At 69.3% G+C, this 23,312-nt stretch carries 23 protein-coding genes; 11 read left to right on the forward strand and 12 right to left on the reverse strand.

The window, feature by feature from the left end; genetic code table 11:
- Positions 1-22: 22 nt before the first annotated feature.
- From R3I40_RS08100 to R3I40_RS08110, 3 genes are all read right to left on the reverse strand, one after another.
- Positions 23-1,102 carry a hypothetical protein gene (locus R3I40_RS08100; RefSeq protein WP_285261789.1) on the reverse strand — a complete coding sequence of 360 codons (1,080 nt, stop codon included), beginning with the start codon at positions 1,100-1,102 and terminating at the stop codon, positions 23-25.
- Positions 1,099-1,536, reverse strand: coding sequence for a PadR family transcriptional regulator (locus R3I40_RS08105; protein WP_239373698.1), 438 nt, complete (start codon positions 1,534-1,536; stop codon positions 1,099-1,101). Before R3I40_RS08105 ends, R3I40_RS08100 begins: the two co-directional genes overlap by 4 nt.
- Before the next feature lie 149 nt (positions 1,537-1,685).
- Entirely contained in the window at positions 1,686-2,174 is a 489-nt protein-coding gene (locus tag R3I40_RS08110) for a DUF3151 domain-containing protein (protein WP_183375832.1), read from the reverse strand.
- A 48-nt stretch (positions 2,175-2,222) separates the two neighbouring features.
- Here R3I40_RS08110 and R3I40_RS08115 point away from each other — a divergent pair, with 48 nt between their 5' ends.
- The 5 genes from R3I40_RS08115 (at position 2,223) to R3I40_RS08135 (ending at position 6,161) form a co-directional block, all read left to right on the forward strand.
- Positions 2,223-3,917 (forward strand): phosphotransferase, encoded by a 1,695-nt coding sequence (locus tag R3I40_RS08115; RefSeq protein ID WP_259923833.1) that lies wholly within the window; start codon positions 2,223-2,225, stop codon positions 3,915-3,917.
- Between the two features lie 13 nt (positions 3,918-3,930).
- Complete coding sequence (dtd, locus tag R3I40_RS08120) at positions 3,931-4,374, forward strand: D-aminoacyl-tRNA deacylase (protein ID WP_183375834.1); 444 nt, start codon at positions 3,931-3,933, stop codon at positions 4,372-4,374.
- Between the two features lie 24 nt (positions 4,375-4,398).
- Positions 4,399-5,145 carry a phosphoglyceromutase gene (locus tag R3I40_RS08125; protein WP_259923834.1) on the forward strand — a complete coding sequence of 249 codons (747 nt, stop codon included), beginning with the start codon at positions 4,399-4,401 and terminating at the stop codon, positions 5,143-5,145.
- Positions 5,146-5,432: 287 nt separating this feature from the next.
- On the forward strand, positions 5,433-5,684 hold the full coding sequence (locus tag R3I40_RS08130; RefSeq protein ID WP_285261788.1) for a hypothetical protein: 252 nt from the start codon (positions 5,433-5,435) through the stop codon (positions 5,682-5,684).
- 9 nt (positions 5,685-5,693) lie between these two features.
- Positions 5,694-6,161, forward strand: a complete 468-nt coding sequence (locus tag R3I40_RS08135) for a hypothetical protein (protein WP_285261787.1) — start codon at positions 5,694-5,696, stop codon at positions 6,159-6,161.
- 84 nt (positions 6,162-6,245) lie between these two features.
- Here R3I40_RS08135 and R3I40_RS08140 read toward each other — a convergent pair whose 3' ends face one another.
- Both R3I40_RS08140 and R3I40_RS08145 read right to left on the reverse strand, forming a co-directional pair.
- The gene (locus tag R3I40_RS08140; RefSeq protein WP_285261786.1) at positions 6,246-7,163 is read right to left on the reverse strand and encodes a DUF2382 domain-containing protein; all 918 of its coding nucleotides are present in this window, start codon (positions 7,161-7,163) and stop codon (positions 6,246-6,248) included.
- 390 nt (positions 7,164-7,553) lie between these two features.
- Positions 7,554-8,198, reverse strand: coding sequence for a TetR/AcrR family transcriptional regulator (locus R3I40_RS08145; RefSeq protein ID WP_285261785.1), 645 nt, complete (start codon positions 8,196-8,198; stop codon positions 7,554-7,556).
- Positions 8,199-8,329: 131 nt separating this feature from the next.
- Between R3I40_RS08145 and R3I40_RS08150 the strand changes: the two genes are divergently transcribed.
- Together R3I40_RS08150 and R3I40_RS08155 are read left to right on the forward strand one after the other, a co-directional pair.
- Entirely contained in the window at positions 8,330-9,991 is a 1,662-nt protein-coding gene (locus tag R3I40_RS08150) for an MDR family MFS transporter (protein ID WP_239373718.1), read from the forward strand.
- 160 nt (positions 9,992-10,151) lie between these two features.
- Positions 10,152-11,186: a GNAT family N-acetyltransferase gene (locus R3I40_RS08155; RefSeq protein WP_183375840.1), complete on the forward strand. Its 1,035-nt coding sequence runs from the start codon at positions 10,152-10,154 to the stop codon at positions 11,184-11,186.
- Between the two features lie 112 nt (positions 11,187-11,298).
- On the opposite strand, the gene R3I40_RS08160 is transcribed toward R3I40_RS08155, so the two are convergent.
- The 4 genes from R3I40_RS08160 to R3I40_RS08175 all read right to left on the reverse strand — a co-directional run bounded on the left by R3I40_RS08160 (position 11,299) and on the right by R3I40_RS08175 (position 15,522).
- Positions 11,299-12,228 carry a DUF559 domain-containing protein gene (locus R3I40_RS08160; RefSeq protein ID WP_239373721.1) on the reverse strand — a complete coding sequence of 310 codons (930 nt, stop codon included), beginning with the start codon at positions 12,226-12,228 and terminating at the stop codon, positions 11,299-11,301.
- Between the two features lie 286 nt (positions 12,229-12,514).
- Entirely contained in the window at positions 12,515-14,149 is a 1,635-nt protein-coding gene (gene guaA / locus R3I40_RS08165) for a glutamine-hydrolyzing GMP synthase (RefSeq protein WP_183375844.1), read from the reverse strand.
- Between the two features lies 1 nt (position 14,150).
- Positions 14,151-14,567, reverse strand: a complete 417-nt coding sequence (locus tag R3I40_RS08170) for a DUF3817 domain-containing protein (RefSeq protein ID WP_183375846.1) — start codon at positions 14,565-14,567, stop codon at positions 14,151-14,153.
- Entirely contained in the window at positions 14,554-15,522 is a 969-nt protein-coding gene (locus R3I40_RS08175) for an SURF1 family protein (RefSeq protein WP_183375848.1), read from the reverse strand. The genes R3I40_RS08170 and R3I40_RS08175 overlap by 14 nt, the downstream gene beginning before the upstream one ends.
- Before the next feature lie 144 nt (positions 15,523-15,666).
- Here R3I40_RS08175 and pta point away from each other — a divergent pair, with 144 nt between their 5' ends.
- Positions 15,667-17,778 carry a phosphate acetyltransferase gene (pta, locus tag R3I40_RS08180; protein ID WP_285261784.1) on the forward strand — a complete coding sequence of 704 codons (2,112 nt, stop codon included), beginning with the start codon at positions 15,667-15,669 and terminating at the stop codon, positions 17,776-17,778.
- A gap of 9 nt (positions 17,779-17,787) precedes the next feature.
- Positions 17,788-18,999, forward strand: a complete 1,212-nt coding sequence (locus tag R3I40_RS08185) for an acetate kinase (protein WP_285261783.1) — start codon at positions 17,788-17,790, stop codon at positions 18,997-18,999.
- 102 nt (positions 19,000-19,101) lie between these two features.
- Here the strand turns inward: R3I40_RS08185 and R3I40_RS08190 are convergent, their stop codons facing one another.
- Positions 19,102-20,214: a GuaB3 family IMP dehydrogenase-related protein gene (locus R3I40_RS08190; RefSeq protein WP_285261782.1), complete on the reverse strand. Its 1,113-nt coding sequence runs from the start codon at positions 20,212-20,214 to the stop codon at positions 19,102-19,104.
- Between the two features lie 135 nt (positions 20,215-20,349).
- Entirely contained in the window at positions 20,350-21,051 is a 702-nt protein-coding gene (locus tag R3I40_RS08195; protein WP_239373732.1) for an exonuclease domain-containing protein, read from the reverse strand.
- A 358-nt stretch (positions 21,052-21,409) separates the two neighbouring features.
- Between R3I40_RS08195 and R3I40_RS08200 the strand changes: the two genes are divergently transcribed.
- On the forward strand, positions 21,410-22,366 hold the full coding sequence (locus tag R3I40_RS08200; RefSeq protein WP_183375858.1) for a hypothetical protein: 957 nt from the start codon (positions 21,410-21,412) through the stop codon (positions 22,364-22,366).
- A gap of 22 nt (positions 22,367-22,388) precedes the next feature.
- Here the strand turns inward: R3I40_RS08200 and R3I40_RS08205 are convergent, their stop codons facing one another.
- Positions 22,389-22,568, reverse strand: coding sequence for a hypothetical protein (locus R3I40_RS08205; RefSeq protein WP_285261781.1), 180 nt, complete (start codon positions 22,566-22,568; stop codon positions 22,389-22,391).
- 14 nt (positions 22,569-22,582) lie between these two features.
- On the opposite strand from R3I40_RS08205, the gene R3I40_RS08210 reads away from it, so the two are divergent.
- A complete protein-coding gene (locus R3I40_RS08210) occupies positions 22,583-23,311 on the forward strand; it encodes an SRPBCC domain-containing protein (protein WP_239373736.1) in 729 nt (242 codons plus the stop codon).
- The last annotated feature ends 1 nt before the right edge of the window (position 23,312 follow it).

A 23,312-nucleotide genomic window follows, 5' to 3' on the forward strand; every position in this document is an offset into this window, starting at 1 on the left:
GGCACTGTGCTGCGAGCCCCGCTCACTCCTGCAGTCTACCGGTCGCTCCCTTGTCCTTTCCCTCACGAGCCTCCCGACGGTGACGGATCTGCTCCCCGACGCCCAGCACCACCAGCAGCACCCACAGTCCGATGAAGCCCCACTCCCCCACCGACGGGGAACCGTCGCTGAACGCCGTGGAGATGAGGACCCCGCCGATGCCGAGCAGCGCGATGAACCGGATCAGGGATGTGCGCCGCTTCGCGAGGCCGGGCTCTTCGATCAGACGCTGCGCGTAGCCCTCCGGACTGCCGAACTCCTCCTGCATCGATGCCCCGGTCTCGGCAACGTGGGTGCGGGCCTCCGCGAGCGCCTGCGTGCGCTGCGCCTCCCGCACGGAGCGGCGCCGGCGGGCAGCGGCGAGGAAGCGCTTCTCCCAATCGGCATCGCTGAGGGGGCCGACGGGCGCCGCTGCCGCGGATCGGCTCTCCGGCGCAGGGATGAGGGTGAGCACAACGGCGGAGACCACCGCGGTGAGCAGGGCGTATCCGGCGACCAGCGCCAGGCCCCAGAAAGTGGAGGCCTCACCGAAGCCGATGTTGCCGAACGCGGCGGCCAGGGCGATGAGACTCGCGCCTGCGAGGCCCAGCACCACGCAGACCGCGCCCGCGATCAGCATCCCGGCCCTCGCTTCGATCCGTTCGTACACGGCGATGAGGATGAGCATGAGCACGGACAGCAGGAAGGGGAACAGCACCGACATCAGGGAGTGCTGCATGCGCAGTCCGTCCTGGATCAGCTCCACCACGAAGAAGAGGACGGACAGCACGGTCGCACCGGCGGGGACGCCGATGAGGAAGGTGCGCAGGTCCACGGTGGGGCCGGCTTCGAACACGGGGGCGGCGTCCTCCCGCCACTGCGCTGCTTGGGCGTCCGCCCACTCGTCGGGATCGCCGAGGGCGTCGTCAGCGCTCTGGCCGGAGCCGTTGATGTCGCGCAGGGCTCGCTGAATCGCCGCGTCAGCGGCATCAGCGTCCGCTTCGTGGCGCATGACGAGGGCGAATTCGGCGCGTGCGGCCCACCCGGCGCCCTCGGGGCTGCGGTCGTCGCCACTGGTGCTCATGAGTCCTCTCCTTCGTGCTGATCGCTGTCCTGCCCTGTGCTGTGCGGGGCGATGGCGGATCGGACCGCGGTCCAGGCGGCGCGCTCATCGGCGAGCCGGTCGCGGCCTGCCGCGGTGATGGCGTACTGCTTGCGGCCGGGGCCGGCGTCGCCGTCGACCCAGGTGGCGGTGATGCACCCGTCGGCCTCCAGGCGGGCGAGGACGGGGTAGAGCGAACCGCCCTTCGGCTTGCCGAGACCCCGCTCGTCCAGCCGCAGCGCGAGGGCGTACCCGTGGAGGTCCTCGGCGGTGAGGCACGCGAGGATCGCGGTGGGCATGACGGCGCGCGCCCAGGCCTGCGGGACCACGGGGGGCACCGCGGCGCCCGGTGCGGCAGGGGCTGCGGGAGCTGCGGGCTCTGCTGCCCGCTTCGAGGGGCGGACGGATTCGTTCACCCACTCAGTATGAAACCTATCTAGATAGGAACGCAACCATCATGGCCCGGCATCCGTCGGCCCGCCGGGACGACGAACGGCCGCCCACCCCACAGGGTGAACGGCCGTCGGCACAGGGTCAGGCGGCAGGGACGCCGCGCAGGCAGCGGTCAGGAGCAGCAGGCGCCGCCGCAGCAGCCGCCCTCCGCAGGAGCCACCAGGCTCGGGTCGCAGTCACGGATGAAGTCGTTGATGCGGGCCACTTCATCGTCCTCACCGATCATCTCGGCGGCGCGGCCGAGGATCACCAGGCACTGCAGGAACCCGCGGTTCGGGGCATGGTCCGCCGGCACCGGGCCCTGCCCCCGCCACCCAGCGCGGCGCAGCGCATCGAGCCCACGATGGTAGCCCACCCGGGCGAAGGCGTAGGCGGCGACCACATCACCGTCGAGCATCGACTCGTCCGCCAGCATCGCCCACGCGAGCGATGACGTGGGGTGCTCCGCCGCAATGGCGCGCAGGTCACGGCCCTCACCGAACGCCTGCGACACGGCCTCATCGGGGCCGTCCTCGGGCAGCAGAGTGGGCTCGGGGCCGAGCAGATTGCCGCCCAGCTCCGGCTTCGGTGCGGACAGCTTCAGGTCATTGTCAGAACTCATGCCCGCCATCGTAGGCGGCACGGATGAAAGCCTGCCAGAATAGCCCCCATGGTTCTCTCTCTGGACGGTTCGGAACTGCTGACGAGTCCCCAAGCCGGCAGCGTTCTGGAGGCGGCCGTCACCAACGCCGGCGGCATCCTCGACTCCTGGTCCCTCGACCAGGTGGACCACCGACCCTCCCGCTCCACCAAGGCCCTGTTCCGCACCCGCGTGCGCTGGCCGAAGCTCGACGGCCCCGACGCCGAACCCCGCGACGAACTGTTCGGCGTCGCTGCCCACATCGGCGAAGCGGAGAAGAACGTCCTCAGCCCCGAGCAGTCCCTCGTCATGACCGACGGCGACATGAACGTCCGCGTCTGGCGCTACCCGCACGACCCGTGGCTGCCCGCCCTCCAGCACGTCTGCTACCCCGACGTACTGCATCGCACCCTCATCGACCTCGGCATCCCCACCGGATACGCCCCAGGCACCCCCATCCCCGTGGAGGTCGTCTCCTACCGGCCCGGCCGCCGCGCCGTCCTCAAGGCCGCGCTCGCGGACCGCACCGTGTACCTCAAGGTGATGCAGCCGCACACCTCCGGCGAAGTGGTCGCCCAGCACAACGAGCTGCTGCGCGCCGGCGTCCCGGTCCCGCAGGTCCTCGCCCACCGCTCCGGTCTCGTGGTCCTCGCCGAACTGCCCGGCACCGTCCTCGCGCAGGCCCTCGTGGAGGACGGCCCCGAGGCCTGCTCTGCGGAGGACCTCATCGCCCTGCTCGACCGGTTCCCCTCGCACATGTTCGCCGGCACCCACCGCCCGGCCTGGACCGAGTCCGCCGGCTTCTACGCCGGTGTGGTCGCCAGCTCGATGCCGCAGCTGCAGGACCGCCTCGACGTGCTCGTGCACCGCATCACCACGGGCCTGGCGCGCGTTGAGTCCCGCATCGGGCAGCAGCCCACCGATGTGGTCCACGGCGACTTCTACGAAGCGCAGGTGTTCGTGGACCGCGGCCGCGTGGTCGGCGTCCTGGACATCGACACCATCGGCCCCGGCCGCCGCGCGGACGACCTCGCCTGCATGTTCGCCCACATCTCCGTGCTCGCCGACTACGCGAACCTCAAGCGCATCCCGCTGGACGTGCACGAGCGCGTCGCCGGGGTGATCCGCCAGTGGTATCCGGTGTTCGCGCGCCGCGTGGACCCGCAGGAACTGGCGCTGCGCGCCGCCGGCGTGGTGCTGTCGCTGGCCACCGGCCCGCACCGCCAGCAGGAGCGCGACTGGGAGGTCGCCACCGAAGCGATGGTGCGCGTGGCGGAGACCTGGGTGGAGGTCTCCGAACAGGGCCGCCGCTACACCGGCCCCATGCCGGGAGGTCTCATCATCGACCCCTCCACCGCCGTCCCACCGGTCGAACCACCCGCGGAGCTCGAATCGGAGGTGCTGTCCTCCGGTGCGCCGACCACCGACACCCGGCAGGCGATGGACGAGGGCGTGCAGGAATCGGCGGACGGGCAGGGCCCGTCGGCCGCGGACTTCCACCACGACCCCACAATCCCGATGGCGCCGGTCCCCCAGCCCAGCGCGATGGAGATCCACCTCGCGGCCACCGCCAACCGCGCCGACGAACAGGACGAGCACTCTCTGTGGCGGCGCCCCACACTGTCCCCGCCGACGCCGGTCAGGGCGCCGTGGAACCGCCGACGGGTGCCACAGCCGTCCCACCTGCCGAACCCCACCACGTTCGACCAGCACCGCCAGGGCTGAGGAAGGACCACCGATGCGCGCAGTTCTGCAGCGAGTGAGCTCCGCGTCCGTCGCCGTGCTCGACGACGACACCGGAGAGCGCCGCGACCACTCCCGGATCGACTCCGAAGGCCTGCTGGTCCTGCTCGGCGTCACCCATGACGACGGCGAGGAGCAGGTGCAGACCATTGCCCGGAAGATCGCGGAGCTGCGGATCCTCTCCGGTGAGAAGTCCGCGACCGATCTGGACGCCCCGATCCTGGTGGTCTCACAGTTCACCCTGTACGCGGACGTCCGCAAGGGCCGCCGGCCGTCGTGGAACCAGGCGGCGCCCGGCCCGGTCGCCGAGCCGCTGGTGGCGCGGGTGGTCGAGGAGCTTCGCTCCCGGGGCCTCACCGTGGCGGAGGGCGAGTTCGGGGCACATATGCAGGTGTCCCTGGTGAACGACGGACCGGTGACGATCCTCGTGGAGGCTTGAGGGTGCGCCGGTAGACTGCGGGGCATGACCCACACATTGATTCTGCTCCGCCACGGCCAGAGCGACTGGAACGAGAAGAACCTGTTCACCGGTTGGGTGGACGTGCCCCTCACCGCCCAGGGTGAGAAGGAGGCCGTCAACGGCGGCCGCCTCATCAAGGAGGCCGGCCTGCTCCCGGACGTTGTGCACACCTCCCTGCTGCGCCGCGCCATCTCCACCGCGAACCTGGCGCTCAATGAGGCCGACCGCCACTGGATCCCCGTGAAGCGCGACTGGCGCCTCAACGAGCGCCACTACGGCGCCCTACAGGGCCTGGACAAGGCGGAGACGCTGGAGAAGTACGGCGAGGAGCAGTTCATGGCATGGCGCCGCTCCTTCGACACTCCCCCGCCGAACATCGAAGCGGACAGCGAGTTCGCGCAGGACAACGACCCCCGCTACCAGGGCCTCGGTGACGAGATGCCTCACGCGGAGGCGCTCAAGCAGGTCATCGACCGCTTCCTGCCGTATTGGGAGTCCAGCATCAAGCCGGACCTCGCCGACGGGAAGACCGTGCTGGTCGCCGCGCACGGCAACTCCCTGCGCGCCCTCGTGAAGTACCTGGACGGCATCTCCGATGAGGACATCGCCGGCCTCAACATCCCCACCGGCCAGCCGCTGGTGTACACGCTGGATGAGGACTTCCGGCCGACGGTCCGCGGCGGCGAGTACCTCGACGCCGAAGCCGCCCGAAAGGCCGCCGAAGCGGTCGCGAACCAGGGGCGCAAGTGACCGCATGACCGTCCCGCCGGGAACGGTGGGGCGAGTCCGACGGACGTCCTGCAACGGAGGGCCCGTGCTGCTGCGGCAGTGCGGGCCCTCCTCGCGCCTGGAGCCCACGGGGGTCTCCTTCGACCGAACTCAAAACCTTCATGCGATCGTCCTGCCCCTCTGACCTGGGGTTCTGCTCTGCTGACCACCGAGCGCCCGACCACCAAGGCGGGTAACCTTCTTTTCCGGTCGGTCGGTGAATATGGTGAGGGCGTTGCACCGCACCACCATTCCCGCCAGGAGGCACCATGTCCACACCCCCGACCACTGAGCCACGAATCCGCCGCCGGGCACTCATGCGAGGTGCGGCGTGGGCCAGCCCCGTCGTCGCCGTCGCGACTGCCGCGCCGGCATATGCCAGAAGCGGCGCCCAGCCCAGGTACGACCTGTCCACCTCCTGGTCGAGCATGTACAGCTACACCTGGGACAACTACGGCAATTGCTGTGCCACCCAGCTGCGGTACTCCAACATGGTCAACAACGAGAACACGGCCGCGTAAGGCTTCTCCGTGTTCAACCGGAGAATGGTCATCGACGGCACGGAGACCACCGACCTCTCCCCCACCGTGGACGCCACCGCAACGAACGTGACCACTATCCTGTACTACCCGTTCGGCATGGTGAACACCTCGGCACAGAACAATGGGGTGACCATCGACTCCCGGGACGCCCCCTACTGGCGATTCACCGACCTGAGGGCCGTGACCCTGTCAGACGGGCGCCGCTACAGCGCCTTCACCTTCTCCTGGCGCGGCACCGCCACGCAGAAGACGGTGACCGCAAACGAAGGCCAGCGGGTTCCCAGCTGGGCGACCACCAGTCTGCGCGTGCACTTCAGCCCCAGCAACCGCTACTGCCCCGGAAGCTCGGTCACCTGGTGGGTCGCACACACCGGCACGTTCACAACGACCAACGGCTGGTCCGCCACTGTCACCGCCAATCCGCAGAGACAGGTCATGAAGCTCGGCAGCTGGTGATTCCCCGACCACACGAAGCGCCCCACCGGACTTCCCGTCCGGTGGGGCGCTTCTTCATGTGCGCTCAGGGGCGCGTCAGTGCCATCAGATGTCGCGCTTGCCGTCGTTGTTCAGGTCGCGCTTGTCGCCCGCGACGTCGCCGCGCTGCTCGCCGGTCTCGAGGTCGACCTCTTCGTGAGCAACGGTGGTGTTGACGGTCTCGGTGTCCTCAACGGTCTTGGTGCCGAGGCGGACCTTTTCGGTCTCCACGGTCTCCTTGGAGACGACCGGGCGCTCCTCGTGGAGGGTCACGGTGACATCCTCGTCGGTGCCGCCGCCGATGGTGCCGCCGGTCTTGCCGCTGCCGGGCTCGCGCTCGAGGACGACCTCTTCGCGACGAACCGGGACTTCGACCTGCTCGGTCTCCTCGACCACGTACTTGCGCAGGCGTGCCTGGCCGGTCTCCTTGCGCTCGGTGCCGACCTCAGCGCGCTCGGCGTGCAGGGTGACACCGTCGGCGTCGTCGACGTCGGTGCGGTCACGGTCAGCGACATCGCGACGGTCCTGGTCAGCAGCATCGCGACGGTCATGGTCAGCCGCATCGCGGCGGTCGAGGTCGTTGTCGCGGCGGTCGTGGCCGAGGCCGCCGGCGACACCGGCTTCGCGATCGAGGTCGTTGTCGCGGCGACCGCCCTGGCCGGCAGCGCCGTGACCGGCGACGCCGTAGTAGCGGTAGAGCTCTTCCTCTTCCTTGTGGTCGATCTTGCCGTCGTCCTCCACGTTCGGAGCATCCTTGATGAAGGACTTCTCGTAGGGAACGGTGATGACGCCGTTGTCGAACTTGGCGTCAGCCAGCGGAATGAAGGTCTCCTTGCTGCCGAAGAGACCCAGGTTGACGGTCACCCACGACGGCTCCTGTGAACCATCGGTGAGGTACAGCTGGCCGACCTTGCCCAGCTTGTCGCCGGTGGAGTCGACGACCTCGGCGCTCTGCAGTTCGTTGATGTTGCCCTTGAAAGTCATGAGGATTCCTTCCCTCGGTAATCGTAGCGGCCCGGCGACGATCGGTGCGACACCGCGGCCCAGCACCAACCGGCGCTTCCGAAAAAGAATGTACACACCGCTTCCTGATCACGACCTGGAATCTTTCAGGGTCGAACGCGCTTTCCTGTAGGAATTGTTACGTACGCATGAATTATGCATACTCCACGGTCGAGCACACTCAGACTGCACCTAGGCCCGGCAAAGCCCCAGGCAGGAAGACCTTTTCGCGCGATCCTTCCGAGCAGCTGCAACCACTCACACATAGTCACGTTTACACAACAAGTGGGTCAACGGAACATGAACAGTCGGCTACAACATTATCACGGGACTATCACGGTGCATTCTGCGCACCATTGTTGCGAAGACGGCTCAGGCGCGCTCCTGAATGATGGCGGCGCGCACCGCTTCGATCGACTCCAGCGCTTCTGCGACCGAGACGTTCTGGCGCATAGCGGTGACGAACGCCGCCCGGATCGACGCGAACGCGTACAGGACCACCAGAGCTGCTCGCTGCCACGCTTCGTCATCACCCAGGTCAGGCGACTGCTCCAGCAGTCGCTCATGCATGATCTGGATGAGCTCCCACTGGACCTCATTGGCGGCATCCATGGAGAGATGACCGAGCGCGGGCTCGCGCTTGAGCACCGCGCGGCGCATCTCCTGCAGCTCCGGATCGTTCGGTGCCGTGTCGATATACGCACGGCTGAGCACGATCATGGAGTCCTCGGGAGCCTCGTCGCCCGGGCGCTCCCGCAGCAGCGTGCCGAGGTGGGCGATGCGGTGCGGGTCGTGCCCGAGGATCGCCTGTTCCTTCGTGTGCCAGTAGTTGAAGAAGGTGCGCGGGGACACCCCTGCCCGATCGGCGATCTGCTCCACGGTGATGCAGGTGCTGCCGTGCTCGGAGGTGAGCTCAAGGGCGGCGCGGTGCATCGCTGCGCGCGCCTGCTCCTTCTTCCGCTCCCGCAGGCTCGGGGCGGGGCGACATCCGTCGACCGACGGGTTCTGGGCGTCCATTTGGTCAGTGTCACACAAGGCCTGCACACAGTGCAATTGTGCAGTGACTGCAATAACCGTAGGGTTGGAGGCGTTCGGATCGCACGTTCACTCAGACCCTCCGCCGATCCCCCCCTAACAGAAGGACTTCGATGAACGCACCTATGGACAGGGGCGCCGTCACCGGCAGCGCCGTCCGCGCGAGCGGCACCATCAGCGGCACCACCACCTCGGACATGCCGGCGCTGACCCCCGAACAGATCGAACACGCCCCGGCGCCCGTGGAGTTCACCGGCCTGGACCGCAGCGGCAAGCTCATCTTCGCCGGCCTCATGCTCGGCATGTTCGTGGCGTCGATCTCCCAGACCATCGTGGGCCCCGCCCTCCCCCGGATCGTCGCTGAGCTGCACGGCATGGAGCACTACTCGTGGATCGCGACCTCCGCCATGCTGGCGAGCGCGGTCGCGGTGCCGATCGTCGGCAAATTCTCGGATATCTTCGGCCGCCGCGCCTTCTACATCGGGGGGCTCGTAGTGTTCCTGCTGGGCTCGATCCTCGCCGGCGCATCCCAGAACTTCTGGTTCCTCGTCTTCGCGCGCGCCGTGCAGGGCATCGGCATGGGCACCCTCATGCCGCTGTCGCAGACGATCATCGGCGACATCATCCCGCCGCGCCAGCGCGGCAAGTACCAGGGCCTGATGGGCGCCACCTTCGGCATCTCCTCCATCGCCGGCCCACTGCTCGGCGGCGTCATCACCGACGCCCTCGGCTGGCGCTGGCTGTTCTACATGACGCTGCCACTCGGCGCTCTCGCCCTCTGGTTCATCATCCGCTACATGCACCTCGACCACCGCGGTGACCGCTCCCCCATCGACTACTGGGGCATGGCGACCCTGATTCCAGGCCTCGTACTCGCCCTGCTCGCCACCTCCTGGGGCGGCTCGCAGCATCCGTGGACCAGCCCCGTCATCCTCGGCATGTACGCCGCGGCTGCGGCCCTGCTGATCGTGTTCGTCCTCATCGAGCTGCGCGTGCCCTCCCCGCTGATCCCGCTGAGGATCCTCGCGAACCGGGTGGTGGCGGTGTCGATCCTGGCGAGCTTCGCGATCGCTGTCGCCATGTTCGGCGCCATCATCTACATCCCCGTGTTCGCGCAGGCATCCCTCGGGGTGTCCGCCACGGAGTCCGGCGCCATCCTCATTCCGCTGAACATCGCCCTGGTGCTGTCCTCCATCGTGATGGGCCTCGTGATCACGAAGATCGGCCGCTACAAGATGATCCTCATCGGCGGCGCGGCAACCATGCTCGTCGGCTACATCCTGCTGACCCTGCTGGACCACCAGTCGTCCTCGTGGGCCCTGACCGGCGCGATGAGCGTGATCGGGATCGGACTGGGCATGTCGATGCAGACCTACATGCTGGTGGTGCAGAACGCGGTCGCGCAGACGGACCTCGGCGTGGCGACCTCGTCGGTGCAGTTCTTCCGCAATGTCGGATCCACGGTCGGCATCGCCGTGCTCGGCTCCGTCCTCGCCGCGAACACCGAACCGTCGATTCAGAAGCGGATCGCGGAGCTGCCCGCACCGCTGAAGGAGAAGCTCGCCGAATCCGGTGGTGTGCCCGCCGGCGGCGAATCCAACGCCGTGCTGGACCCGGGGGCGCTGTCCCACATGCCGGCGCCGCTGGTGGAGGCCATCCAGGCCGGCATGGGCGATGCAATGCACTCCGTGTTCATGGCTGCCGTCCCGTTCGCGGTGCTGGCACTGATCCTGTCGCTGTTCGTCAAGCAGCTGCCGCTGCGCACCCACAACTGACGCCAGCTCAGCGGCGCCGGAACGGGGCCGACGGGGTCCGTGGTGGCAGCGGGCTGAGCCGGGGTGACCGACCGGGTCGTCGGACACCGCTGCCCGAATTCGGTCCCGGCCGACCGCCCTCCCGGACTGCCCGGGCACCCTTCTCGGTACCCTGGAGACCATGACCAACGCTGCACCGGCCATCACTGTCCGACCGATCGATCCTGACACCGCCGGCACTGACGCCGCCCGCGAGGCCTGCGCCCGCGTCGCACGACTGAGCGCCGGCTCGCACACCATCGACGTCACCGAGAGCCTCAACAAGTTCGAATCCCGCCACCACACGATGTTCGTGTACGCCGGCGATGCCCCGGAGGTCGCGGACGAAGCGTCGATCCAGGCGGGACCGGACCCCGTCGGCTGGGCGATCGCGCAGGACCGCGCGGCCGGTCGCATCAACGCGGTGTGGGCCATCGATCCGACGCACCCGTCGGCCGACGCGGTCGCCGACGTCATGGTGCAGTGGCTGATGCAGACCGCCGGGGAGATCTCCGCGGAGCGCGGCCTCGCCGAGTCGATGCTGGTGGCGGAGGTCGAGGCTGAGCACGCGGTGCGCATGGCAGCACTGGAGCGCGCGGGGTTCGAGAAGGTCCGCACCTGGCTGACCATGCAGATCCCGCTGAGCCCCGCTGCGACCACCGAGTCCGAGCGGGACGACCCGCGCTACGCCGCCACGAACACCGCCGATTCGGGCGACCTCGTGATCCGCACGGTCGAGTCGCAGGAGGACAAGGAGGAGCTGCACCGGGTCCTCGAGCTCGCGTTCCGCGATCACTTCAACTACTACCGGGAGACGTTCGAGGAGTTCGAGGAGCGGGTCGAGATGCTCGCCGGCCACGCATGGGACCTCGATTTCGTTGCGGAGCACCCGGAGCGCGGCATCGTCGGCGCCCTCATCACGGGATCCTCGGCCGACGGGACCACGGCGCACGCCGAATACCTCGGGGTCAGCGGGGACGCGCGCGGCCTCGGCGCCGCTTCCAGCCTGCTGACCGTGTTCCAGGAGACGTACCGCGCCGCCGGGTTCACCACCGCAGAGCTGCAGGTCGATGCCGACTCCCCCACCGGCGCCGACAAGCTGTACCGCAAGCTCGGCTACACCCCGACCGCGCAGCAGTTCACCTACCACCATCCCGTGTCAGCGCCGCAGGGCTGAGGGCGGCGGCCCCCTTTCCGCGTTGCATGCGTTTCAGCGCGCTCGATCGTGAACGAGTGCGCTGAAACGCATGGAACCGGGGTCGCCCGGCGCCGGGCCCCTGACGGGCCGGTCACGCCGCTTCGAGCGCGCGTCGCACCAGCGCCACCGCCGGGCTGTTCGCGAGTGCCGCTCGGACCTGGTCGTCGGACGCATGCAACCGCGGCGCAGGCAGGTGATCTCGGAACAGACGCAGCACCGTGAAACCGAGCGCCTGCAGGTCCAGCGCCCGATCCTGATCATGGACTGCACGGTCGCTGGTGAAGTGCGGCTGCCCGTCGTACGCCACGAGCAGCCGAGCGTGTCGCCACAGAAAATCCGGTTGGAACAGCCACCGGCCGCCTGCCCCTCTCAGGACCGGGTTCAGCTCCGGCTCATCCAGCCTGCCGAAGTGGCAACCGAGCCGGCACCGCGTCTCCTGGGGCGAGTCCGACCCGACCCGCGTCAACGCCAGCGCCGACCGCGCAGCGGCGATCCCATGCTGGCGTACTCGGGACTCCACTGCGGCACGCAGATCCTCCACGGACGCATACGGCAGCGCCCGACGCTCCAGTCCCCGCCGCGGATGCCGAACCAGATGATCCGCAATGACGACCCGCGCATCCAGCGGAAGCATGGGACAGAGATCCAGCCACGTGTCCACCCGGGACGCCAGCACCACCCGGCCCGACACGAACGCGGTCCCGATGTCCACACGGCGATGGCTCCATGACACGAGACCGCTGTCCCGCCGGCGCGTGCCCGCCGGCGCGTTCAGGTGGATCGGCTGGCCGACCTGCCAGGTCTGCAGCTCCCGCGGCAGCGGCAACCGGTGAATGCGCGCCGCCGTCGGTCCCGTGATCGCCGCTCCCGGGTAGTGCTCGACCACCGCACTCGCGAGCATCGATTCGGTGACCTCGATGTCGCGGTGCGCATAGAAGCCGCATCCGAGTGACCGCAGGTCCACGGCCTTCACCCGGTGGGGGCCGAGGCCGTGCGCCTCGGCATCGGACCGGTGGAACACGCGGTGGGCGAGGGTGGGCGGCAGCGGGGGCAGAGCGGATCGACATGTCCACAGCCTCGCCGGTCCCCGGCGGCCGGCCGACGGGCTCCGCGGATGTGGGGACGGCTGGGGGTGTGGACAAACGGCGCCAGCACAATGGGCCGGCGGCACGGTTAATGCGTTTCAGCGCCCTCGATCGGAATCAAGAGCGCTGAAACGCATGGAACCGGGGCCGGGCTGGCGGTGCCGGGCCAGCGGGACCGGGGCCGGACCCCGGGAAAGCCCGGACCGGAGTCGGGTTAGCGACTCACTCCCACTCGATGGTGCCCGGCGGCTTGCTGGTGATGTCGAGGGTGACGCGGTTGATCTCGCGGACCTCATTGGTGATGCGGTTGGAGATGCGGGACAGGACGTCGTACGGGACCTTCGCCCAGTCCGCCGTCATCGCATCCTCACTGGTGACGGGCCGCAGGACCACCGGGTGGCCGTAGGTACGGTGATCACCCTGCACACCCACCGATCGGACATCCGCCAGCAGCACCACGGGGCACTGCCAGATGGACCGGTCCAGGCCGGCGGCGGTGAGTTCGGCGCGCACGATCGCGTCGGCCTCGCGGAGAACGTCCAGGCGCTCCTTCGTGACCTCGCCGATGATGCGGATCCCCAGTCCCGGCCCCGGGAACGGCTGGCGGTGCACGATCTCATCCGGCAGGCCCAGCTCCGTGCCCACGGCGCGGACCTCGTCCTTGAACAGGGCGCGCAGCGGCTCCACCAGCTCGAACTGAAGGTCATCGGGCAGGCCGCCCACATTGTGGTGGCTCTTGATGTTGGAGGTGCCGTCGCCGCCGCCGGACTCCACCACATCCGGGTAGAGGGTGCCCTGCACGAGGAACGCCTTCGCTTCGGCGTGGGCGTCGTCACCGGTGCCGGCCACCACGCCCTGCTCGCGGAGGATGTCCTCCTGCGCCTGCTCGAACACGCGGATGAATTCGCGGCCGATGGTCTTGCGCTTCTCCTCCGGGTCGGTGATGCCCGCGAGCGCGGTCAGGAAGCGCTCCTCAGCATCCACCATGACGAGCTTCGCGCCGCCGGTGGAGGCGCCGAACGCCTTCTCGATCTCCTCGGACTCGTTCTTGCGCATCAGGCCGTGGTTCACGTACACGCAAGTGAGGCGCTCACCGATGGCGCGCTGCACAAGGGCCGCCGCCACGGCGGAGTCGACGCCGCCGGACAGGCCGCAGATCGCGGAGCCGTCACCGATCTGTTCGCGGATCAGCTCCACCTGCTCCTCGATGACGCTGCGGGTGGTCCATTCGGGTTCGATGCCGGCGCCGCGCACCAGGAAGTTCTCGATGATCTCCTGCCCGCGGTCGCTGTGCCCCACTTCGGGGTGCCACTGCACACCGAACAGGCGGCGCTGCGCGTCCTCGAACGCGGCGACCGGGGAGCCGGCGGACTCAGCGATGACGGTGAACCCGTCGGGTGCTTCGTGGACGGAGTCGCCGTGGCTCATCCACACGTTCTGGTCGAGGTCCTGGCCGGCGAGGAGCACGGAGTCGCCGTCCACGCTGGTGAGGCGGGTGGCGCCGTATTCGCGGACACCGGTCTCGGCGACGCGGCCGCCGAGCGCATCGGCCATCGCCTGGAAGCCGTAGCAGAGGCCCAGCACGGGGATGCCGGCCTCGAGGATGGCGGGGTCGAGCCGGGGTGCGCCGTCGGCGTACACGCTGGAGGGGCCGCCGGAGAGGATCAGGGCGCGGGGGTTCTTCGCGAGGATCTCCTGGGCGGGCATCGAGTTGGGGACGACCTCGGAGTAGACGTTCGCCTCGCGGACCCGGCGCGCGATCAGCTGCGCGTACTGGGCCCCGAAGTCGAGCACGAGGACGGGGTTCTGAGCCGTCTGGCTGGCGGGTGCTGCGTCTGTCTGGTTCACGGTACTCATCCTATCGCTTCGCGGAGCGCTCACTGTCGCCGAGGGTGGGGCGTTCGCGCAGCTCCGTCTCGACCTTCTGGCTGGTCCACTTCTCACCGAAGAACGACAGCACCGGGACCACGCCGAACAGCATGAGCAGCAGGAGCCGGCCGATCTGCCAGCGCATCTTCAGCCACAGGTCGAAGCACAGCACCACGTACAGCATGTAGATGAGGCCGTGGATCGGGCTCCAGGTCTTCGAGATCGACTCCCACAGCTGCACATCCGACGCGCTCGCGTCAGCCCCGCCGAACACGAGGTAGCGGAAGATCATGATGACCACGAGGATCAGCAGGGCGACGCCCTCCACGATCGACGCCACTTTGAAGCGCGCGAGCGAAGTGCGGACCTGGGTCTCATCGAGCGGACGGGGTTCAGTCACCGGCATTGTCCTTTTCTTGGCGAGGGGTGGTGGGCTCGGTCCCGCCGAGCATCGCCTCCAGCTCCTCGCGGCGCGCGGCGCGCTCATCGAGGTACTGGGTGCGCACGGAGCGGTACCAGATGTAGAGGAAGAAGAGACCGAACGCGACCCACTGCAGCATGTACGACACATTCTGCAGATCCAGTCCCTCCCGGAACTGGCTGCGGGCCGCCGGCAGGGTGCGCAGATCCTTCGGCTGCGCAGCACCGGCCTTCTGGTTGTGGTCGGCGGCCTCGTCGGTCACCGCGAGGTAGCCGCCGGCCATGGGGCCGCCCCACTCGTTCACCAGCAGCGGGGTGGAGATCTCGGCGAGGACCCCGTCGCGCACGAACCCGTCGGCCGCCGCTTCGGACGCCTCCAGGCGGCCGACGAACGTGACGGTGCCCTCCGGCGCAGGGGTCACGTCAACGGCGGCGGGGTCGAGGGTGCGCGGATCAATGGGCTGCGGGACAGCATCTCCACCGGTCTCCTGCTCCTGCCCGCCGACGCCGTCGCCGACGTGCGAGCCGGCCTCACCGCCGGTGGCGGGGGCGGTGCCGTCGATGCTGTCCTGCGGGATCCAGCCGCGCGCGATCGGGATGTGCGTGCCGGCGAGCGGACCGTCGGTGACCTCGAAGTCGGTGACGATGACGGCGGCGTCCTCGCCGTCGAGGAAGCGGTTGGGGACGATCACTTCGCGCTGCGGGTCGAACCGGCCGGTGACGGTGATGAGGCGCCCCTGGTCGGCGTTCGTCACCACGTCCCCGTCCTGGAGGACCTCCTCGAGGCCGACGGGTGCCGCCGCCTGCACCTGTTCGGACGTGTCGCGGGCCCGGTTCGCGCGGTCCCACTGCCAGTTCGCCAGCAGGCCGCACACAATGGTCGCAACGACCATCAGGGCGAGCAGCCCCAGGAAGCGGGGCCGAAGAGCGACACGGAGCATGCCAGCCATGCTACTGCCGAGCCGCCGGGACGTGCCGCTCCCCCGGCCCGGCCTGAGCCGCCCCTCACACGGCACCGCCGGGCAGCGCCGCCCACCTCACAGCAGGGGACGTTCCGCCCAGCTCGCGGCGGCGCGGCCCCGCCTATGCTGGATGCCGTGAGTCACTGCGTCTACATTGCATCGCCCGAAGGCAGAACCGGGAAGTCGTCCGTCGCTCTCGGTCTGCTCGAAGCCCTCATCCCCACCTCGGAGAGCGTGGGCGTGTTCCGCCCCGTCTCCAAGAAGAGCAGCGAACCCGACCACGCGGTGGAGCTGCTGACCGGCCATCCCGCCGTGGACCAGACCTACGAGGACGCGCTCGGCGTGGACTACGACCTCGTGTTCTCCGACCCCGCCGCCGCGCAGTCCCGCGTGCTGCAGCGCGCCCAGGAGCTGCAGGAGCGCTTCACCACCCTGGTGATCCTCGGCTCCGACTACGACGAGGTCGCCAACCCCGTTGAGCTGCAGTTCAACGCCACCGCCGCCGCGAACCTCGGCGCCTCCGTGGTGCTCGTGGTCTCCGGGCTGGACCGCACCGCGGAGGAGGTCGCGACCGTCGCGGCGCTGTCGGTCCAGGAGTTCGACTCCCACCATGCGCAGCCCGTCGCCGTCATCGCGAACCGCTGCAGCCAGGACCGCCTCGCCGACGTCCGCACCGCCCTGCGCGCCCGCGTGCCGGAGGGCATCGCCGTGGGGGCGCTGCCGGAGAGCCCCATCATCATGGCGCCGACGGTCGCCGGTCTGCGCGACGCGATCGACGGCCAGCTGATCCAGGGCGCCCACGAATGGCTGTCCCGCCCCAGCCTCGGCAACGTGGTCGCCGCGATGAGCCTGCCGAACGTGCTGCGCCGCCTCACCGAGAACTGCACGGTCATCGCCCCCGGTGACCGGTACGACCTGCTGCCGGGTCTGCTGCTCGCTCAGCAGTCCGGCACGTTCCCGTCGCTGTCCTCCATCGTCCTCACCGGCGGCTACGACCTGCCCGACGAGGTCAAGCGCCTCACCGAGGGTGTGCAGCAGGACCTGCCGATCCTCTCCACCGAACTGTCCACGTTCGATGCCGCGATCCGCGTGGCCGGCGCATCCGGCCGCCTTACGGCGAACTCGCCGCAGAAGCTGGATGCGGCGCGGCGCAACGTGTCGGAGAACCTCGACCTGGACGAGCTGCTCGGCGTCATCGACGTCGCCAAGTCCGACGTGGTCACCCCCATGATGTTCCAGTTCGAACTGTTCGCCCGCGCCCGCGGCGCGAAGAAGACCATCGTGCTGCCCGAAGGCGATGAGCCGCGCATCCTCGCCGCCGCTGAGGCGATCCTCGCCCGCGGAGTCGCGAACCTCATCCTCATCGGGGACGAGAACTCCATCCGCTCCACCGCATCGCAGCTCGGCCACGACATCTCCGAAGCCCGCATCATCTCCCCCACCGACCCCGAGCTGGTGGAGAGGTTCGCCGAGGAGTACGCGCGGCTTCGGGCCCACAAGGGCGTCACCGTGGACCAGGCCCGCGAGAAGGTGCAGGACGTCTCCTACTTCGGCACGATGCTCGTCCACATGGGACTCGCCGACGGCATGGTGTCCGGGTCCGTGAACTCCACGGCGCACACCATCCGCCCCTCCTTCGAGATCATCCGGACCCGCCCGGACGCGAAGATCGTCTCCTCCGTATTCCTCATGGCACTGGAGGACAGAGTCCTCGTCTACGGCGACTGCGCCGTCAACCCGGACCCGTCGGCGGAGCAGCTCGCCGACATCGCCGCCCAGTCCGCCGCCACCGCCCAGCAGTTCGGGGTGGAGCCTCGCGTGGCGATGCTGTCCTACTCCACCGGTTCGTCCGGGTCCGGCGCCGATGTGGACAAGGTGCGCGAAGCCACCCGCATCGTCCACGAGAACCACCCGGACCTGAACGTGGAGGGCCCGATCCAGTACGACGCCGCTGTGGACGCGTCCGTCGCGAAGACGAAGCTGCCGGACTCCGCCGTGGCGGGTCGTGCCACCGTGTTCGTGTTCCCCGATCTCAACACCGGCAACAACACGTACAAGGCGGTGCAGCGCTCCGCCGGCGCCGTCGCGATCGGCCCGATCCTGCAGGGCCTGAACAAGCCGGTCAACGACCTCTCCCGCGGCGCCCTCGTCGAGGACATCATCAACACTGTCGTGATCACCGCGATCCAGGCCCAGGCCGATGCCCCGGCGGCACCCGTCGGCGACCAGAAGTAAGGACTCCCCATGACCTCGACCATCCTCGTGATCAACTCCGGCTCCTCCTCGATCAAGTTCGAGCTGGTGGACCCCGTCTCCGAGCACACCACCGCAGTGGGCATCGTGGAGCGGGTCGGGCAGCGCAACGGCACCGCCCGCATCGAGGCCGACGGCCGCACGGAGACCTATGAGGGGCCCGTCCCGAACCACGTGGCGGGCATGGAGGTCATCCAGAACCTGTTCGCGAAGATGGGTGTGGAGCTGAACGAGTCGACGGTCCGCGCCGTCGGCCACCGGGTGGTGCAGGGCGGCGCCCAGTTCGCCGAACCCACCCTGATCGACGATGAGGTCCGCGGCGCGATCTACGCGCTCGGCGCACTCGCCCCGCTGCACAACTACCCCGCGGTGGACGGCATCGACGGCGCGAAGGCGCTGCTGCCGTCCATTCCGCACGTGGCCGTGTTCGACACCGCTTTCTTCACCGCCCTGCCGGACTCAGCTGCGACCTACGCGCTCAACAAGGAGGTCGCCGAGGAGCACCGGATCCGCCGCTACGGGGCGCACGGCACCAGTCACCGCTTCATCTCTGAGCGCGTCCCGCAGTTCCTGCGCGAGCAGGGCCGGCTGGAGGGGGCCGACGGGCCCCTGCGTCAGATCGTTCTGCACCTGGGCAACGGCGCGTCCGCGTCGGCCGTGGTCGACGGCGCCCCGGTGGACACCTCCATGGGGCTGACCCCGCTGGAGGGCCTGGTGATGGGCACCCGCTCCGGCGACGTCGACGCCAGTGTGTACGTGCATCTGCATCGCCGCGCCGGCATGTCCCCCACCGAGGTGGACACCCTGCTCAACAAGAAGTCCGGCCTGGTCGGTATGCTCGGCTACTCCGATTTCCGCGACCTCGAGGCCGCTCTCGACGCCGGTGACGAGGACGCGCAGCGGGCGTTCGCCGTGTGGGCGCACCGGGTGCGCAAGTATGTGGGGTCGTACGCGTTCGTGATGGGCGGGGTGGACATCATCGCGTTCACCGCCGGCATCGGGGAGAACGCTGATTTCGCCCGCGCTGAGGCGCTGAAGGGCCTGGAGGCGTTCGGCATCGAGGTGGATCCGCAGCGCAATGCGGGCCGGGTGAAGGAGCCGCGGATCATCTCCACGGATGACTCCGCCGTCACCGTGGTGGTGTACCCGACGAACGAGGAGCTCGCGATCGCGCAGCAGACCCTCAGCCTCGTGGAGGGCTGAGCGCCGCAGCGGGGCGCAGCCCGGCCCCGCGGCGGCGACGATCCGTCGACGCATTCGGGGACGTCCGAGCTCGGATTCCCGAATGCGCAGACGGATCGCGTCTCAGGCGCTGGTGACGACCTCGACGCGCTGGAAGTCCTTCAGCTCCGTGTAGCCGGTCGTCGCCATCGCGTGCCGCAGCGCCCCCATGAGATTGGTGGTGCCGTCGGCCTCCAGACCGGGACCGAAGAGGATCTGCTCCAGGGGCGCCACGCGGCCCACCTCCACGCGGTGACCGCGCGGCAGGGTGGGGTGGTGCGCTTCGCTGCCCCAGTGGAATCCGCCGCCGGGGGCGTCCGTGGCGCGGGCGAGGGCGGCGCCGACCATGAGGCCGTCGGCCCCGCAGGCGAGTGCCTTGACGAGGTCGCCGGAGCGGCCGAGGCCGCCGTCGGCGATGACGTGGACGTAGCGGCCGCCGGACTCGTCCATGTAGTCGCGGCGCGCAGCGGCGACGTCCGCCACCGCAGTGGCGAGGGGCACGGAGATGCCGAGGGTCTCCCACGTGGTCTGGGAGGCGCCGCCGCCGAAGCCGACGAGGACGCCGGCCGCGCCGGTGCGCATCAGGTGCAGGGCCGCGGAGTAGGTGGCGCAGCCGCCAACGATGACGGGGACGTCGAGTTCGTAGATGAAGCGCTTGAGGTTCAGCGGTTCGCGGTTGCCGGAGACGTGCTCGGCGCTGACCGTGGTGCCGCGGATGAAGAAGAGGTCCACGCCGGCGTCCACCACGTGCTTCCAGTACTCCTGGGTGCGCTGCGGGGACAGGGAGCCGGCGGCGACGACGCCGGCGTCGCGCAGCTGCTGGATGCGTTCGCGGATCAGCTCCGGCTGGATGGGGGCGGAGTAGATCTCGCGCATGCGGCGGGTGACATCCGCGCGGTCGAGTTCGGCGATCTCCCTCAGCAGGGAGGTGGGGTCCTGGTAGCGGGTCCAGAGGCCTTCGAGGTCGAGGACGCCGAGGCCGCCGAACCTGCCGAGCTGGATTGCGGTGTCCGGGCTTATCACCGAGTCCATCGGTGCGGCGAACAGGGGGATGTCGAAGTTGTAGGCGTCGACCTGCCAGGACAGGGAGACGTCTTCGGGGTCGCGGGTGCGGCGGCTGGGGACGACCGCGACCTCATCGAGGCTGTAGGTGCGGCGCCCGCGCTTGTTCCGGCCGATTTCGATTTCGTTGAGCACGGCCCCATCCTATCCGGGGCCCCTGGGCTCCCGGGCAGGACGGCGGCACCGGCGCGGCGGCCGACGGGTGCGCACGGCGGCGCGGGCGGGCCGAGGAGTGGGCCGGGGCTGGCCGACGGGTGCGCGGAGCGCGGCTCAGAGGGGCCAGGTGGTGGACGCGTCCGGGGTCTTCCCCTTCTTCTTCAGGAACTCGTTGAAGTTCTCCGCCCACGCGCGGTGCAGTTCGATCTGCTTCTTGTGCAGCTCCGGCAGCTCCGTGCCGCCCACCTCCGGGAACTTCTCCGCCATGGCGCGCAGAACGTCCAGGGTCATCGAGACATCGACATCGGCGGTGTGCATAGTGCCGTCGGGCTGGACGCCGTAGTGCTCCATCACCGCGGACAGGGTGCGCTTGCCCTTGCGGAAGCGGTCGAGGCCGCGGTCCAGCACGAGAGGGTCGATGACGGGCGCGATGTCGTGGCCGAGCCGGTCCGCGAGGGTGGGCAGGTCGTGGCGGGTGAGCTCGGCTTCGATGATGCGCAGGTCGAAGCTGCCGTTGAACGCGACGATCGGGGTGCCCTGCTGCAGCGCCTCGGTCAGGCGCGCGGCGATCTCTTCGAGAGCGGGACGACTGGGCACGCCGTACTGCTGGGCGTGAGCGGTGGAGATGCCGTGGACGCGGGCGGCGGCTTCGGGGATCTCCACACCGGGGTCGATCAGCCAGGTGGCGACCGTTTCGCCGGCGCGGCCGGGCCCGGTGGAGAACACGAGGGCGGCGGTGACGATGCGGTCGGTGTCCGTGTTGGTGCCTGTGGTCTCGGTGTCGAAGCCGAGGAGGGGCCCGTTGATCCAGCTCATGGCCCCAGCCTACGCCGGCGGGTTCGGGGGCGGCGCGCCGCTGGGGAGGAGTGGCGGTGTGGACGGGCCGACGGGGCCGGGAAAAGCGAATGGCCCACCGACCCCCCGATCGATGGACCATCGCGCTCTCCTCCGCATGTGTTCGGCAGGAACGCAGTGCTGAGGAAATCTGTGTGCCGCAGCGGCCTCGTCACGGGGCCGCTCTGTGCGACTTCCACAAGTGTAGAATTCCGGTGTTCACCGTTTCCGCCCCCTGTGTGAACACCCGCGGCGCCCAGCGTGAACACCTCCACTGCGACTGTGAAAAGTCCGATTCCTCCGCAGTCCTTCGCCCGGTGAGCGTGGCACACTGTGACACGTGAACGACACCTCTGCGGGCGAGGAACACCGCCCGACAAGCGGGCCCGCCCCGTCCGGGCCGCGCCCGCCCGAGCCCAGTTCGTTCTCCACGGCCCTGCGGACGGCGATCACCCGTCGGCGACTCTCCCTGCGCGCCCTCCAGCAGCAGCTCGCGGCGCGCGGCCACTCCGTCAGCGTCGCCGCGCTCAGCATGTGGCAGAGCGGCTCCCGCTCCCCCGAACATCCCGGCTCCATCGCCGCACTGCCGGCCCTGGAGGAGATCCTCGGTCTGGACACCGGCGCCCTCTCCAACGAACTGGTCCACCCGCGCTTCCCCGGCCGGCCCATGCGCTTCCTCACCCTCGATGAGGATCTACCGCAGCGCGAAGTCCTCGAACGGATGATGCGGGAACTGGGCTTCACCGACCCGACGGACCAGCCGCACGAGATGTCCGTGGTGGAGCGGGCCGTCCTGGACAGCGCCCAGGAGCAGCTGCGGATCGACATCCACCTGATCGTGCGGGCACTGAAGGCAGGGCCGTGCATGATGCCGTCGATCCACATGTTCGCCGAGGATGAGCCGGTGATCCGCCCGGAGATCATCCCCGTAGGCGGCTGCCGCATCGGCGAGGCGATCGACTGGCCGCAGCAGCGGGTGTTCGGCGCCCAGGTGATCATCGACGACGACCTGCACCCCGGCGATCTCGCCTCCTGCCATTTCCGCGTGATCCTGTCGACCCCACCGCACCAGGTGCCCGAAGTGCTCTACTCGGTGGCGCGGCGCGCGAAGCAGGTGCTGCTGGAAGTGCAATTCGAAGAGCACGACTGGCCGGACCAGGTGGAGCAGCTGCGCGGCGAGAAGGACACGGACGTGCAGGTGCGGCCGGCGATGGTGAACGCCTCGATGCGGGCGCGCACCTTCGCCACCGATTACGGGCCGGGCATGGTGGGCCTGCGGTGGAGGTGGCCGGACTAGACCGGCCGACGGGTGCCGACCGTCAGATCCGCGCCGTGTGCTCCTGCAGCGACTCAGCGGTGACGGGCTGACCGATGCGGATGCAGATGATGGCGGCGCCCGCCATCATCGCGAGGTCCGTGCAGATGACGCCGGCACCCTTGCATTCGGGGCAGGCGCACAGCAGTGCGCGGCGATGGGCCGGTGCGGCGGGGTGACTCATGAGACACTGAGGCCATGCCCAGCAACGAGCTCCTGAACGCTCTGGACCATGTCGACGACGCCGCCCGCACCGTCTCCATCGAGCCTGCCCCCGCGACCAGCCGCGCCGCTCACCGTGCCGCCGTCCTCCTGGAGACCACGATCCACGCCCCGGCCGGAGCCGTCTGGGACGCGATCTCCACTTTCCAGCAGCTGAACCGCTGGTTCGGCCGCGTCCTGCCGTCTGAGAGGACGGCCGACGGCTACGTCATCCCCGGCAGCGCCTGGGGCGCGGTCCTCGCACGGATCCCGGAGCAGCACCTGCGGATGTCGTGGAACTTCGACGACCGCACGAGCATCGTGGACCTGGACCTCACTCCCCCGTTCGACGACTCGCACGGCCGCGGCGCCTGCGACCTATCCCTGTCGCACAGTTCCGAGCTGTCCGATGAGGACTGGCAGAGCTTCGGTGTGATCGGTGTGGGCGTCGCGTGGGACCTGACGCTGCTGCGCCTGAAGCAGTACCTGCAGCAGGGCATCGTCGAGATCGAGAAGGGCGCGTTCAGCCGGCCCGCCGAGTCCGTCCGGGCGGAGCTGGACGCGTGGACGCAGAGCCGTGAAGCCCACGAGTTCATGCGCAGCTGCGCGGCCCGCTGGGCGACGGCCACGCTCACCGCCGGCACCCCCGCGCCGGTGGTGGATGCTCAGCTGCGCGGCTGCGAAGAGGCCCTCTTCGGGCACCTGGAGGACCCCTCCGGCAGCTGAC

Source organism: Helcobacillus massiliensis, assembly GCF_033106145.1.
GTDB lineage: Bacteria > Actinomycetota > Actinomycetes > Actinomycetales > Dermabacteraceae > Helcobacillus > Helcobacillus massiliensis.